At 38.8% G+C, this 14,504-nt stretch carries 12 protein-coding genes and 1 pseudogene; 4 read left to right on the top strand and 9 right to left on the bottom strand.

The window, feature by feature from the left end:
• Positions 1–239: 239 nt before the first annotated feature.
• Complete coding sequence (locus tag ACGLYD_RS20215; RefSeq protein WP_067204498.1) at positions 240–998, bottom strand: SDR family oxidoreductase; 759 nt, start codon at positions 996–998, stop codon at positions 240–242.
• 191 nt (positions 999–1,189) lie between these two features.
• Between ACGLYD_RS20215 and ACGLYD_RS20210 the strand changes: the two genes are divergently transcribed.
• Positions 1,190–1,789, top strand: a complete 600-nt coding sequence (locus ACGLYD_RS20210; protein WP_399630229.1) for a TetR-like C-terminal domain-containing protein — start codon at positions 1,190–1,192, stop codon at positions 1,787–1,789.
• Positions 1,790–2,195: 406 nt separating this feature from the next.
• Here the strand turns inward: ACGLYD_RS20210 and ACGLYD_RS20205 are convergent, their stop codons facing one another.
• Genes ACGLYD_RS20205 through ACGLYD_RS20180 form a run of 6 tightly spaced genes read right to left on the bottom strand, consistent with a single transcriptional unit; the run spans position 2,196 to position 9,043 of the window.
• On the bottom strand, positions 2,196–3,020 hold the full coding sequence (locus ACGLYD_RS20205; protein ID WP_399630226.1) for a sugar phosphate isomerase/epimerase family protein: 825 nt from the start codon (positions 3,018–3,020) through the stop codon (positions 2,196–2,198).
• Entirely contained in the window at positions 3,017–3,991 is a 975-nt protein-coding gene (locus ACGLYD_RS20200; protein ID WP_354313368.1) for a DUF6005 family protein, read from the bottom strand. Before ACGLYD_RS20200 ends, ACGLYD_RS20205 begins: the two co-directional genes overlap by 4 nt.
• Positions 3,992–4,004: 13 nt before the next feature.
• A complete protein-coding gene (asbD, locus tag ACGLYD_RS20195; RefSeq protein ID WP_354313370.1) occupies positions 4,005–4,262 on the bottom strand; it encodes a petrobactin biosynthesis protein AsbD in 258 nt (85 codons plus the stop codon).
• On the bottom strand, positions 4,259–5,497 hold the full coding sequence (locus tag ACGLYD_RS20190; RefSeq protein WP_399630224.1) for an AMP-binding protein: 1,239 nt from the start codon (positions 5,495–5,497) through the stop codon (positions 4,259–4,261). Before ACGLYD_RS20190 ends, asbD begins: the two co-directional genes overlap by 4 nt.
• Complete coding sequence (locus ACGLYD_RS20185) at positions 5,494–7,248, bottom strand: IucA/IucC family protein (RefSeq protein ID WP_399630222.1); 1,755 nt, start codon at positions 7,246–7,248, stop codon at positions 5,494–5,496. Before ACGLYD_RS20185 ends, ACGLYD_RS20190 begins: the two co-directional genes overlap by 4 nt.
• Entirely contained in the window at positions 7,220–9,043 is a 1,824-nt protein-coding gene (locus ACGLYD_RS20180; RefSeq protein ID WP_399630219.1) for an IucA/IucC family protein, read from the bottom strand. The genes ACGLYD_RS20185 and ACGLYD_RS20180 overlap by 29 nt, the downstream gene beginning before the upstream one ends.
• 756 nt (positions 9,044–9,799) lie before the next feature.
• Here ACGLYD_RS20180 and ACGLYD_RS20175 point away from each other — a divergent pair.
• A pseudogene (locus ACGLYD_RS20175) lies at positions 9,800–9,953 on the top strand (IS3 family transposase); the annotation flags it as partial.
• 341 nt (positions 9,954–10,294) lie between these two features.
• On the opposite strand, the gene ACGLYD_RS20170 reads toward ACGLYD_RS20175, so the two are convergent.
• On the bottom strand, positions 10,295–11,419 hold the full coding sequence (locus ACGLYD_RS20170) for a plasmid pRiA4b ORF-3 family protein (RefSeq protein WP_399630216.1): 1,125 nt from the start codon (positions 11,417–11,419) through the stop codon (positions 10,295–10,297).
• Positions 11,420–11,545: 126 nt separating this feature from the next.
• Positions 11,546–12,733 carry a DUF4317 domain-containing protein gene (locus tag ACGLYD_RS20165; protein WP_399630213.1) on the bottom strand — a complete coding sequence of 396 codons (1,188 nt, stop codon included), beginning with the start codon at positions 12,731–12,733 and terminating at the stop codon, positions 11,546–11,548.
• A gap of 256 nt (positions 12,734–12,989) precedes the next feature.
• Between ACGLYD_RS20165 and ACGLYD_RS20160 the strand changes: the two genes are divergently transcribed.
• Positions 12,990–13,298, top strand: coding sequence for a hypothetical protein (locus ACGLYD_RS20160; RefSeq protein WP_067204488.1), 309 nt, complete (start codon positions 12,990–12,992; stop codon positions 13,296–13,298).
• Between the two features lie 320 nt (positions 13,299–13,618).
• The gene (locus tag ACGLYD_RS20155) at positions 13,619–14,407 is read left to right on the top strand and encodes a helix-turn-helix domain-containing protein (protein ID WP_399630210.1); all 789 of its coding nucleotides are present in this window, start codon (positions 13,619–13,621) and stop codon (positions 14,405–14,407) included.
• Positions 14,408–14,504 lie beyond the last annotated feature (97 nt).

Here is a 14,504-nt window from a genome sequence, read left to right as displayed (position 1 = left end):
AACTTGAAGTACATGAAAAAATCCGTAAACGATTTGTAAAAGCCGATTTTCTGTTTGCTCAGAAAATCGGCTTTATTTTTGTATTCATATCTAATTTGAAAAATTTAAAGCAAAAATATCACTTACTTATGGTACGACTCCCTGCACCTGAAATTTAGTCTCCATAAACCGCTACTAATAAAAATACCTGGATCCGAAACGGTTTAGAGTCGTTTCAGATCCAGGTACCTATATTTTATTTAATAAGCGGTCCATCCTGCATCTGCCGTTATGACCGTACCATTGACGAAGCTCGAATCGTCTGAAGCTAGGAACAATGCCACCTTCGCAATCTCTTCAGATTTGCCCGTACGTGGATTAATGGCAAGTCCCGGTTGAATACGTCCCATCCCAAACGCATTGATGGATGTCATCGAAGCTCCGATGTTCGTTTCTACTCCCCCCGGTGCAATGGCATTACAACGAATGCCTTGCTTAGCGTACATAAAGCCCGTATTTTTTGTAAAGCCAACAACAGCATGCTTAGAAGCCGTGTATGCTGCACCCGCACGAGCACCGTATAATCCTCCTGCTGAAGCTATATTAATAATCACACCTTGCTCTTTCGCCAAAAAGATTGGCAATACTTTACGAGTTGAACGCATAACACTCGTCGTATTTATCGCAAAAATCCGATCCCATTTGTCATCTTCAATATCACCCGCGGCTTCAAAATTGTCCATGATACCCGCATTATTCACCAACACATCAACCGTGCCATACGTGCTGACAGCTGTGTCTATTAGATTTTGAATGTCCTCTTCTTTAGCAACATTCGCAACGACACCAATGGCTTCCCCACCATTTGATTTAATTTCTTCTACCACCGTATTAGCAGAATCACCGTTAATATCGGACACAACCACTTTTGCCCCTTCTTGCGCATAGAGCATAGCTATTGCTTTCCCCATGCCTGAACCAGCTCCTGTTACAACTGCTACTTTGTCTTGAAGTTTCATTTTATTCCCTCCTATTTTTAACTGAATGTGCTTACACAATTACGATAATGAACAGATGTTTAATATCTTTCAATTATAGTATAATCAATTCAAGCTACTTCATTCAATCAGCAAATCAACATCGACTTGTTGACTACTAGACAATCTATCCGAATTTTGTTCGTTTATTAAAAAAATGAGGGGGTTTACTAATGTCTACTACACCACCAAGCGTGGATAGAAGAATTCGAAAATCAAAAGTAGCACTAAAAAACGCGCTTTTAACCTTAATGCAATCAAAAGACTTCAAACATATTTCAATTACAGATATTGTCCAACTTGCCGATCTTAATCGGGGAACATTTTACAAACACTACCCAGACAAAGAAGAACTGTTGGAAGAAATAATCGATGAAGTCATGAAGGATTTAATCACATCATACCGTGCACCTTATGAAAGTCTGACTGTTTTCGAAGTCAGCAAGCTTACTGCTTCAGCCATTAAAATATTCGAACACGTGGCTACTAACGCCAATTTTTATACATTACTAGGAAAGTCAAATATATTAACAGGTCTACAAGCCCGTATATGCAACGAATTATCACAACTTGTCCTTCAAGACATAACCAATAGAACCCTACACACAAATATCAACATCAAGATGTTAGCCAATTACCAGGCATACGCAATTTGGGGGATGATTACTGTTTGGATAGACAGCGAATTCTTATATTCACCGGATTATATGGCCGAACAATTACTCGCAATTCTCCATCAAAACTCGTTCAATGATACGGAATCGCGGGGCTAAAATAACAAAGAAAAAACGTACCTTGTGCTTTTCGAACTCTTTGGGAAGGCTTTGCTTAGTGTTATTTTTCTGGAGTACCATATATCGAGGGGTTATTGGCGATAGGATAGAGATGATAAATCGAGTGGATAGAATCATTCATTCTTCTAATTTATAAAGCAACCCTGCCACAAAATCGGACAACGTTGCTTTATATGTAACTGTCTACACAGAGTTTGTTAGATAAACTTCCATATTACGCAAAAGACCATCCATCTATTATCTCGTTAGACTCCTAAACCCTTTTGTTAATCTCAACAAAAGGGATCTTTTTAGCAAACATTCATGAATATTTCTTACATAGGTACCAAAAACTAAATTTAGATTGAATCAAGCGATTCTCATATATGTTTTAAACAAACTTACGTTATACTTGCACCAACTGCAACGCCTTCTTAACCTCCTGAACATCTTTTGCTAATACGCTCTTCACATTTGATCCGAACCATTCCAATGACGCATCTACCTCCTTCAGTGATAGTACTCCTGCTAGGAATTCATCATAATCAATTGCACCTTCAAACAATGGGACCATCCCTTCTCTAGACCCTGATGCAGCATAAACATTGTTTGGAGAAAAAACACCAAGTTGTGCACGTGAGGCAATATTTTTAAAGTGGAAATGTGAGATATAAGGACGAAGTTGCTTCATGGCGACAATAGGGTTTATCCCTGATTCCCATATATGCAAAACGTCAAAGTTCACTCGTAGGCTTGAGTGATTCGTTTCTTCGAGTAACTGCATCGTTGAAGGTAGATTATCTGTCAATGTGTTCGGATGAGTTTCAACAAGCAAATCTTGTCCTTTTGACTCAAGATAATCACAGAGCATTCTGAGCCTGGAAATCAGTTCTTTCCTTTCTTTCTTACTCGTGTCTAAACTGCCCTGTTTTCCTACAAATGTACGAATCTTATTCGTTCCCCAGCGCTTTGCAAGTGAAGATAACTTTTCTGTTTCAGCCATCATCTCAGAAATTGGTGCTTCTAATGGCAAATAATCACTAAGCATGCTTGTTTCCAAACCGTAGGAGCTTAGCCAATCTGCTCCATAATGAAGTTCATCTGCCAAGTTCTTTGCATGAACACCCCAGAGCTCGATTCCTTGAAAACCTTGAGTTTTTGCAAAGTGAGCTAATTGATCAATCGAGTGGAGATGGTGCCGAAACGAGATCGTACAGATAGATAGTTTCATAGTGCAACCTCTTTCCTGTGCTGTAATGTCAACCATGCTTGAAAACAATCTTGTAATCCTTGCTTAATCTTGAACTCAAGGAGATTTTGTTCTTCTAACTTCGCGAAAATATCTTCAGCTAATAACAAATCTTGCGTCATCGCAAGTTTCATCGCTCGATAGTGAATCGTTGTATAACCATTCACTAGACGCTCAATTTCATCACACCAAGTTTCAAAGCCTTCCTCATCGCGTCCAAGAGCTTCCCAAAAATAGGCGAATGCATGTTCATATGCATACTTTCTAATCGCTAAAACCGGCAATTGTTTTAATGCAGTTGGAAGTTTTGACATACTTTCTTTTTCTTTTCCTACGGTATACTCTTTAATAATCTCGGTAATTGCGTCTGTCACCGGATTACAATGAAGCTTTATACATGTATTAAAATAGGCTTCAACCGCCTCTGTAGTTGGAGCAATAATTGTCTCTGAATCAAAGTAATAGCCACCACCGACAGTTGGCTCTTGGATTGCACCTATAATCCTCTCCTTCGGCAAAATCCCTTCCCAGCGAAAATCAGGATCATACATAAACCACTCTGCTTCATTTTCTGTCGATTCTAGCATCACATAATGTGGAAATGGACGTTGATGAAATTTATTCTCTCGCTCTGGAAGCATCGATAAATCCAGCATCACCATCACATGTTGATGTGGAGATTTATTTTCTAATAACCTTAGCAGCTTGTTTATATTTTCTTGTTTTGATTGTTCTTCGTCATACCATTTGTAAAGCTTGATTCCATAGAGCATTTCATACCATGTTTGAAAGAAATGATGATCAATTCGATCTGAGTGATATGTTAGCACTCCATTATCGAGCACATCAAAATCTGCATCCCATACCCCAAAATAGTAGGGCCTATGATCAACGCCTTTCGTTTTCTTAATAACTTCACAAACACAGCTTACAAAACAATGTACTTTTATCATTTTTCCCCTCCGATTATTGTACTTTTTGCTGTTTTTCTAGAAAGCTTGCTAGTGTTCCTACTGTTTTGAAATCTTTAGGAACGAGAATCTCATCGGGAATGGCAATGCCAAGATCCAACTCTAAATGAAGAATCAGTTGAAGGACCATAATTGAATCCATATACAAATCCTCATTTAACCGAGCATCTTCACTAAAAGAAGACAGTGTCTGCAACTCTAATGAATTCTCCATAATGTCATAGATGCCCTTGATTAATTGTTGTCTCGTCATACTGGTATGCCTCCAAGTTTTTTTCTACTTACCTTTCCATTTGGCAGTTTTTCAATTTCATGAACAAATACAAACTCCATCGGAATTTGATGTGGAGCGAGAAATTTCCGACACCATTCTCTAAGTTCCATATTATCGATTGGTTCAGTAGATACGTATTGTGCGCATACTCGCTCTCCCGATAGGTTGTTTTGTTTCTTATAGACGACCGCTTCGACTATTCTTGGGTCATCCATTAACACGGTTTCAACTTCTAGCGGATACACATTCAAGCCTGCTACATTAATCGTGTCATCCATTCTTGCAAGAAAAGAAAGAACATTATCTTCTATATAGCCAAGATCTTTTGTATAAATCGTTTGTGAAGACAATTCAATGATAATTTCGCTCGGTGTTTGTTTGTCACCAGCTGTCACCTTCACATGAGGAAGGGGATAGCCCATTTCTTTCGGATCCTCCATATTAGGGTGAATCGCAACACACCCGGATTCAGAGCATCCATACTGCTGTAATACTTGGCGAGATTTCTCTCTTAATAATGTCAACCAACTATGCGGCATCACAGTTCCTGACGTCATCACACGATCAAATTGTTGATCAATAGGCAATAATCGACTTAATGTATAAAGTAACGCTGGAGCCGCATAGAGTATGTGCTTAGGATATTCTTTTAGCTTTTTCAGAATATATTTAGGATTACTATTCGTAATAATAACCGGCTTTGCTCCCCTTCTTATGCAGGCTAAGACACCACAAATGAATCCATAAGAATGAGTAACTGGACAAGCGACAACAGAATTTGTCAAGGAATCGACAGGTAATGTCTTCACATAGCTTTCAATCTCTTCTTCCACTGAACTCCACGTTCGTTCAATACATTTCGGAGCTCCTGTTGTACCTGAACTCATTTGAATTAATACTCCTTCTTGGTTATTGGAATGATTTGATAGTTCGATGAAAGAATCGATCGATTGGAACAACAAAAGATGACTACCTGCTGAAGAAGCAAGCCGCACAGCTCCCTCTTTTGGCGTCGCTGAATGGATTGGGACGACTGATCCACCTTTTTGGCGAATATATAAACAAAGAGCTATATATTGGAAAGTATCATCCGTACAAATTGCTAGTCTGCGATTATTACACTCTCTTAGATGAGATAAGCTTTCATATATTTCATATTGCTTCTCGATATCTTCTACTGTATAAAATTGATCATTGACATAAAACATCATCATTTCCCCTTCTTATTCGCTTGCGCCAATGTATTGCTGACGATATGTCGAAAGTTACCTTCTTCTTGATTTCGAAGTTTTTTTGTTAACAAAGATTCAACATAAATATGTATGTTAGTATGCTGAAGCTGTTCATTTCTTGAGCATAATGATGGAAACCGTTCAAAGTGCTTTTGTATTCCGTCCCTAACTTGATTCCAAAAACATGTTTCTGCAAATCCATACTGCTCTTCTAGCAAATTAGATAGTTCACTTAAATGAAACACGAATAATGTATCCATCACTAACTCTCGTAAAGCCTCTACAGAAGACATCCAATAATAATGATCGACAGGTGCATCTTTAAAACGTTCGTGTATCGTTTCAAAGTCTGGAATGAGGCTTCTGTCCGCAATAAATTCTTCAGTATATTCGATACTGTCATGGAAATCCCTCAGTACAACCCGAGTCGGCCAGCCATTTTGATGTAATAAAATCATATTTTGCGCATGGGCCTCAACAGCAATACCGTGAGCGACAAGCAAGTGCCACACAGGAATAACACTCACTTCGATCAAGCGTTTTACCCACTTCTCCGTTCCATATCGGAAAAGCCAATCATCTATAAACGGACGCCCATCTTTCTCCATCATCATTAGCACCGTAAATGGTACCGCTTCTTCATCATCCTTCATATACGAGCGCACACTTTCTCGCCATATCGAGCCAAGCTGACCTTCTAATTTTTTGCTATGCTCTTTTGCATTCGGTTCAAAAATAATCCCTGCATATTCTTCCAGTACAATAAGAGACGCTTCCTTTTGTAAATAGGAGTCTAATTGAATCACCTGTTTAAGCCATGTTGAAATATGAGGAGCGGCACAAACAGCATGAGAATGCAAATTTCGTAATGAAGAGGTATTCACCATATTCATCGAGCATTTTAATTGCGCCTTTTCAGGATTTGAAAAATTCCATAATGTTCGCACCGATTGGGATGCCCGATAGTAATCTCCTTTCACTTCTAGAGGAATTAGATCTTTTTGCTCAATTAATTCAGCTAGTTCATGTTTCAGGTTATGCCACTGCCAAGGATGAACCGGTAAAAACGTATATTCTTCATATGTTCCATTGAATACCGCAAGCTTTGCAAGAAGGCCTTCCCACATCAAATGCCCTAGCTCTCTTTTCCAAAAACTCTCTTCCTCTTCAAGAACAGTGATTCGTACGTAGCTTCTTCTCACTGCAACCCATTGGAGGGTAAATGATTGCTTTGCCTCAGGGCCGTAGTCTTTATGGTCGTCGATTGTAAAACCGGTTCTTGATTTATAACAAGGGTGATATGGATGTCCTTCAATGATTTCTGATTCTAATTCTTCATAACTCGAATTTCTTCTCGACATTGGCATTTGTAGATGACGATCATTCCATTCACAAAGCTTACTCGTTAAATAAAGTTCTTTCAGTAATCGAACTTTGTCACTAAGAGTCGAAAGTAATTCATCTACTAGATCCTCAAGCGTCGCCTCTAGTAACGTTTCATCTCTTCCTACTTGAAAAATGCTGTCTCCCTTTATTCGGATGCGATCAAATGCCATTCTTCGGCCTTCACAACGATAGGTGTACTTCTGTCCAACAAGAGTAAGGATTGAAGTCCATTTATCTAGACGAGTTTCTTCATATTTGATTAATCCTTCAAAAATCATTGCTTCCACAAGCTGCCGTCTTACACGTAGCTCTCCTTGTTTAGAAGCTAAAGGCTGTAGCTGCTGCATATTCTGCCTCCTCATACTGAAGCACAAACGGATTTGGAATTTTCGTGTATACCGCTTGTTCAAGCTCGGCTTCTAGTTCATCTACATCATGAAACCTTGTTAATAAATTTGCTTTGAACGCAAGATTTTCTTGTTTTAGAATGTTACGAACAAATGCCTTCCCGTGACCTGTAAATTCTTTTTCTAATAAGTGCAGTTGATCGATAGACCACTTCAAAAGAACTTTTTCATCGACTAGCTGATCTGCTCCAAATCGGGAAATAACGGGAAATAATTGATTCATAAACAAATAATAGGAAAATCTATCATGAATAAGGGCATCTTCGTAAAATAGCTCTTCTGTTTCATGTAGAGAAGGCTCTATTGAAAGAAGTTCTTCTTTATACGTTTTTGATAAGTAATATCCTTGGTTATCACGATAATAATAAGTAGTTGGATAACCTGAAGAAATGTCTAATACACTATTTTGCTGATGTGCTTCGAGAGCTATCCCATACTCATCGTATAACCTTAATAATGATTCAATAGCACATTTCCAATAGGCTTTAAACCAATCTAAACTTACACTTTCTAATGAGCGGAATTCTGATTGAGCGAGTTTCATGATGAGCTGACACAGTCTCGATTTTTCTTTTGGCAGAGGCTCTTGAACTAGAGCAGCGATCATGCAGATTCCTTCATCATGTCCTTTAGGAAATATGTTTGAGCGAAAAATAACTTCAAACCCTGATTCCGTCTGATTTGGAAACTCTACAGTCATATAGGCTGGGTCATCAATCATCTGAAAAGATGAATGGTTCTGTAAGAAATCAATCTTATTCATTAACCGAGCCATAACAATTCCCGCTTTTAGTTCATGAGTTCGATTTACCCTCAATGAATTCGTTATTTTGACTGGAATTGAAAACTTATACATCATTTCCTCATTTGAGCTATATACCGTTCTTATCGAAGAGGTTGCTGTATAAAATGCTCCAAGCGCACCTTCGTATTTTATCAATCCTTCGGCAATTGCTTTTTTTACATACTGTTGCTGTAAGAGCCACTGTGCTTGAAGCGGGTGCATCGGAATGAGGCAATCCTTCTCTGACTTAACAAAATCAGGTTGTGATTTTGTTAAAGACTGAGAAATGAGTTCACTCGCACTTCTTTCTAATACAGAGGACTCTTTCACAATTTTACGGTCGACACGAAAATAGTGAAGCTGGAAAGAACCTTGTAGCTCTGGAGCAAAACTCGTTTGTTGCCAATTTGCCATCCCTTGTCTACTTTTAGGTGTCGGATGAAGCCAATGTCCAAATAAGAGAGACTGCTCAGCTTCAATAAACGTATCGTTAGCTCCATTTGGTTTCTTATCTTCCAAACTCTTTTCAATATAATTTGCCATCGTTTGATAGCTCTCAATTATGCGAAGAATGAGTTCATCAAAACAGGAAGAAAGTTCAGAACATCCATCTGCCTTAGCCATTAAATGTAGTTCTTGAATGAGCGTGATGAGTATCGTTAATTTATCTTCAAGAAGCCATTGTTTTTGTTTCGTACAATACTTCAACGCGACACCAAATGTATGTCTTCCAACAAGAGATTTGTATTCCACACCAAATGCAAAACGGGTGTTTTGCATCGGCAACTCAAGCTCTAACATATGTGCCTCTGTAATCAGGATAGATAGTCGCTGTTCTTTTATCCACTCCTCCTTTTTGACCCAGTGTCCGCTACTCACTTCTCGTATATAACAATTCATAAACGCCTGAAACGTTGCATTTTCTGCAATCTGTTTAGCAACCTGTTGCATGTAATTTACCATCCTTTCATAGAGCCTTTCACTAGTGAATGATAACTATTATCATTTACCGCCAAAAAAATTAGTCTTCCTAATTAGAAAGACTCATATAAGAAGTAAATGGAAACAAATTTGTTGCTGACATATGATATACCTTCCTGTTAATTAAAAAGAAAATTAAGAATTTACAGGATAACAATAGACTAATAGCTACACATCATACTCATAAATGATAATGATTATCATTATCATTTATGAGTACATATTACATGAATATTGAAAATGTCTCAACTGTCAAAGGACCTATTGATCCAAAACAGGTCACAGTAAAAAATGATGATTACCATTTTGATAGGTGCAGGGCACTCTAAGAACAAAAGCATAAGCAGAAACGCCCTATTTAATAACTTCTATAAATCGGGCGTTATGTTCTACTTTTTAAGTTACTGACGCATCAAAATACTTTTTTTGACTGCGCATATGATAAAGCTCTTGACGGATATCGATAATATAAGAAGGTGCTGGTTTGACTCTGTTGGCACGATGACCTGCAAAACGATCACCCATTTACTCAGCATTGCCCTCTGTTACTTTAATCGTTTTTACTTGAATAAATATTTTTGTTCTTCCTCCATTATTATTTTATTTATTATCTGCTATCCTAATTAATAATGAATATTAGTGAACTACAAAATAGCGCATCGATCAAAGGGTGGATTTATACAGCTGAAGAAAACACATTCATTGTAGGTGCTTTTTCTATACAACAAATTAGCTGAAGGTGTGATTGTGGATTCAGATCAAGGAAGTATTTACACGTCATATGCGCGACCTTGTCAGCAGTATGCCGCGTAGAGGAAACTGTTGGGACAATGCGGTGATTGAATCTTTTCATTCGAACTTGAAGTCTGAGGAGTTTCAATATGTTAAATTTAATTTATTACGCAATCAAGACGGAACTAAGCGGGTAATTACTCGCAATTCTCCATCAAAACTCGTTCAATGACACGGAATCGCGAAGCTAAAATAATAAAGAAAAAGCGTACCTTGTGCTTCATGAACTTATTGAAAAGGTTTTGTTTAGTGATGTTTTCCAGGAGTATCATGTGCCAGTGGAGGGGTTTTATTGGCGATAGGATAGTAAATCGAGTGGATAAAATCATTCAGACTTCTAATTTATAAAGCAACATTGCCATAAATTCGGCAAGCATTCATCTCCCACCTACGCTTTGCGTTGAGGAAGGAGACTTCTGCCTTAGTCGATTAAAGTCCCTTCAACCCTCTATTTATAGAGTCAATAGCAAATTCCTGATAACGCTGCATCCGTCCCCAATTAACCATATGCTCATACTCAGGGTGGTCGGGATCAGCAAGAATCTTGAGAAATTCTTCATAACCATACTCACCACCTACATCTTCTGGTGGTGTATTCCCTTCACCTTCCAAGCAAACAGAATAGTTGGACTCATAGTTCTCTATAATGCTTTCTACTTCGATATCATGGTTCCAGTCATCACCAAAATCATAATTGTATGTCAGCTTCTCGTATGCAGGAATATATTCCGATAGCTTCACGTCTTTTTCAAGCTTCATGTTTACTTGCCCTGGATAATCAAAAGCCTCTTCGGTGCAAACAAGATTGATGATTGGTTTTTGGATTTTTTCATTATGCCCTTCAGTGATGTGATTCCCCGTATTGTCCGCCTTACCATAAACAAAAAAGTCATGAAGATGGTAATCTTGCCATCCAAAGGCCGTCTGTATAATTTGGTGTAATTGGTTAAATGTTTTATTTACAGGGACCACAAGTCGCCGCCATACTTGACGATTTTCGAACCTAAGTGTAACTTTCAGGACTGCGGCTTTCGCTTCAAAAGTTGATTGGCCAGCAAAAAGGTTGAGATCCTTATATATCTCTTCATGCGGTAGAAAATAACTGTTCTTTCCGTCTCCGACTAACATGCGACTAATCTTGATACCCATGTCCGGCTGGAAAATAGAATCTACATCCCATAACTCATCAAAAAAGTATACATTATCACAAGCCTTATTCATCCTTGCCACAGAAGTCCGATTCTTTGTCTTTGTAATGCAAACTTCACCAGTATGAAGTAAATACTGGTCAATCACCTTGTCCGATATCCCTTCTGCCTGAAATGTTTCGCGGATTCCTTGCAAGGCAATCTCGTTGAACCTTTTAAAGTCTTTTGCTTTCAGTCCGTACAACACAACGGCATAACGATTAGGATCATTCACTAACACAACCGCTTTCCTACGATTAACCGTGATTAAATTTGCATGCCAAGAGAAAAGTGGATTGTCCTCGGTAACTGATTCAGGTTCGACTTTGAGTTCAACTAAAAGTTTTTTCGTACAACGGATATGCATAATTGACAACTCCTTTGAATGAGGGGTACCTGAAATTTGATAGTACTAGTATTTTTCTCAAATAAGAGACCTCACCTACTAATGATAAGGCTACCATAGCGCATCAAAATGAGGTTATTGTCTTGTCTACTCCAACAATTCTTCTTCAAGTAGCGTAAACCCTTCAATTATCGTGTCTTCTTCCACCTCAATCAATATGCAACGTTTTCCATTAACAGTGACCTGCCTCACATACCTCAAGTCTTGCGGGCTGATAGCAATATTTGCTACTTTCGTTTCAATCTTGATGGACTTGGATGCGTAACTTGGAAGGATGTGGCTTGCCTTCATTTCATATGTTTTGTCTTCGATTACTTTCTGAAATGCTCTTTCCACTTTTTCTGCGCTCACATCTTTCACTCCACTTGCCTTCAGCACACGCTCCACTTCTTTAGTATCCAAAGTAGAAAGGCTTTCATCTTCTTCCTCGTTTTCCACAAGCAACATACTGTTTAATTCATCATATACACTGGCAAGGGTTTTTGTATTCATCTCATTACCAGCCACTTCTTTTACGATTTCTTCAAAGACGGCTTTATCATCCTCTGCAGTCATAATCTCTTCGCCGTCCAGCACATTCTCAATGAAGTGGTAATCTGGCTTATTCGCTTTGCCAGCAGCATACAAGATGTGATTGACGTCTGCTGCATTGTCAGTAAAGCAAGGGAACACAAATCCACCAATTGGAGAAGTTAAATTGATAATCGGATCAAGCATGTCACGCGACTTAAATTCCTTCTCATTGAAATCAAATATAAGTGACCGTTTCGGCAGTTCAGTCTGATTCATGCTGCAAAGAATGAATGGGTTCTTGTACATTTCATCCTGCTTTGCGACTTCCTCTTCATCATGATTCCTTTTCGTCGGTTTATAATAATTACCGCGAATAAAAGTCACTACGACGTCCTTTTCATATTGAGCGTCTTGCACCATCTTTCGGGCGATGCTTTCCATATTCGTTTTCCACTCTTCTACTTCATTCGTATGGAGACCCTCATATAAAAGCCGTTGCGTATGGTCCGTTTGCTCCTCCGCTTGCTCTTGAAACTTCACCTCAAATAATTTTAAACCCAGTTTTCCACCTAACACTTTTTTAAAGTTAGTCAGAAACAACTCTTGTTGCTCTCTGTCCAATAGGGCAAATGGTTGGCTTTCCTCATGATAGAAATCACTGCTCTCCTGCTTAATATACACTTTGTAAATGTCAGTGATTTTCAGTAAATCCGTATCCAACTTAAATTGCTTGCGAATCGCTGCAATGTCCTTCTTATTCATCTCTATTTCAACTCCCCAACTAGTATAATCTGTCATGTCGAATGTAAAACTCACATTATAAACTTAAAAAGAGCGTCAATGCTTTGATTCAGCATTTGACACTCCCTTATTATAGCAATGTTTTTGATGATGGTAGAACCACAATCAACTTCGAATGATACGGCGACGTCTTCCACATGATTAAGAGATTAAAATCGGGGTATAACAAGGACATGCTTCACTTATAAAACTAGACAAAATTTTGGAGGAGATTATAATGGCTTTGAAACTCACAGGAGAAAAGAAATGGTTGAAACTTGGTGCAGCAACAATCCTGTCTGTCGGGATGCTTGCAGCGTGCGGCGACGGTGAAGACGACGTCGACGTGGATGTTAATAACCCTGTAGAAGATGTCGATCCAAATGACGGTACAGATACAAATGTGGATGTAGATACTGACGATGGTACAGATGCGGATGTGGATGTAGACACTGACGAGGGCACAGATACCGATGCAGATACGGATGCGGATGTGGACGTAGATACTGACGAAGGTACGGATACTGATGCCGGCACAGATGGTTAATAGCAAAACCACTAAGCGCTGAGCTTATAAAAGGACTGAATGGCCAATGTGCCATTCAGTCCTTTTTTCTATTCAGAATATATTTTTCAAATGAACATCACTACGATTGTAGAACGCTCAACAATCATGGCAGACTTTAATCCAATTTAGTAAAAAACGATTTACATCCAGATCTCACTATTTTGACTGAATAGATGAGTCCAGGCAAACAAGTTTAAATTTGCTTGCGCTCTTCTGATAAAATCACAAAAACTTTTTTCACAACATTGTCCCCTAAACCTCAATTCCCTTCTATATAAAGAATAAAGGGGATATTCTTTATGACAACTTACCTAACGGAATACGCACACTTCACAAACAAACACGATTTAGACGCGGCGACTAGGCAACATGTACTCACGAACTGGAACGACATGAATCAAACAGAGCGGGCTGTTCTTGATATGATTCGTCGCTACTCTGTTAAATATGGCGCTGCACACTTGAAACACGAAACAATCGAAAAGGCTATCAAGAAATCCAACGCAACTGTACGACGCGCCATCCGTAAATTAGAAAAGCTCGAAATCATCGAACGCATTCACTATATCCGCCCTGTTATGAGCGGTCTAGGCGCTAACATTTATGTCATTAAACCTACTAATGACCAGTCGAAATTGAACACCCCAGAGAATGACGAAAAGCCTTTTAGCAGTAAGTTTGAACCCGCTAATCTACAAACCGAAGCTTTTCTTTCTAAAGCGATAAAACCTAAAGACCTTAAAAGAACGTCTCCTACGGAAATTGTGCCTACTACACTTTTCGGCAAGATGAAATCTCTTCTTTCTTCAACAATCGGGGAAAGTAAATTAGCGCGTAATTTTTACGGCGTCTACCGGAAACAGTCCCTGCAAATGCTAAAGTTCAGCATTCACGAAGACAAAGGAGAACTGTTCGAGCAATTAGCCATGCATGCCCTTCGTATTGCGGTTCAAACAACCAAACAGAAAAAAGTCCGGAATCTGCCCGGCTATTATTCAGGCGTCTTGCGCGAACTCATCGGCAAGGCCTTATTCAGCGAGGCTTTCATGGATTATGACGTGCCAGTTGAGGGGTTTTTCTGCCGGTAGTTGTAAATCGATTGGAAAAATAATTGGGATTACTTATTTCCCCATGTTTTCACTTAGGTTTATGCATTGTTGTGTTGCGTGTTGCGGGTAACGTTCT

The organism is Sporosarcina sp. SG10008 (genome assembly GCF_044569405.1).
Classification (GTDB): domain Bacteria; phylum Bacillota; class Bacilli; order Bacillales_A; family Planococcaceae; genus Sporosarcina; species Sporosarcina psychrophila.
The sequence above is the reverse complement of the archived record's forward strand: the minus strand, read 5'-3'. Positions and strand labels throughout refer to the sequence as shown.

What these genes read in the sequence shown, in the direction of transcription:
- ACGLYD_RS20190 (WP_399630224.1), bottom strand. Translation starts at nt 5,497, where the DNA reads ATGATGATGTTTTATGTCAATGATCAATTTTATACAGTAGAAGATATC.
- ACGLYD_RS20205 (WP_399630226.1), bottom strand. Translation starts at nt 3,020, where the DNA reads ATGAAACTATCTATCTGTACGATCTCGTTTCGGCACCATCTCCACTCG.
- ACGLYD_RS20210 (WP_399630229.1), top strand. Translation starts at nt 1,190, where the DNA reads ATGTCTACTACACCACCAAGCGTGGATAGAAGAATTCGAAAATCAAAA.
- ACGLYD_RS20155 (WP_399630210.1), top strand. Translation starts at nt 13,619, where the DNA reads ATGACAACTTACCTAACGGAATACGCACACTTCACAAACAAACACGAT.
- ACGLYD_RS20180 (WP_399630219.1), bottom strand. Translation starts at nt 9,043, where the DNA reads ATGCAACAGGTTGCTAAACAGATTGCAGAAAATGCAACGTTTCAGGCG.
- ACGLYD_RS20170 (WP_399630216.1), bottom strand. Translation starts at nt 11,419, where the DNA reads ATGCATATCCGTTGTACGAAAAAACTTTTAGTTGAACTCAAAGTCGAA.
- ACGLYD_RS20185 (WP_399630222.1), bottom strand. Translation starts at nt 7,248, where the DNA reads ATGCAGCAGCTACAGCCTTTAGCTTCTAAACAAGGAGAGCTACGTGTA.
- ACGLYD_RS20200 (WP_354313368.1), bottom strand. Translation starts at nt 3,991, where the DNA reads ATGATAAAAGTACATTGTTTTGTAAGCTGTGTTTGTGAAGTTATTAAG.
- ACGLYD_RS20165 (WP_399630213.1), bottom strand. Translation starts at nt 12,733, where the DNA reads ATGAATAAGAAGGACATTGCAGCGATTCGCAAGCAATTTAAGTTGGAT.
- ACGLYD_RS20215 (WP_067204498.1), bottom strand. Translation starts at nt 998, where the DNA reads ATGAAACTTCAAGACAAAGTAGCAGTTGTAACAGGAGCTGGTTCAGGC.
- ACGLYD_RS20160 (WP_067204488.1), top strand. Translation starts at nt 12,990, where the DNA reads ATGGCTTTGAAACTCACAGGAGAAAAGAAATGGTTGAAACTTGGTGCA.
- asbD (WP_354313370.1), bottom strand. Translation starts at nt 4,262, where the DNA reads ATGACGAGACAACAATTAATCAAGGGCATCTATGACATTATGGAGAAT.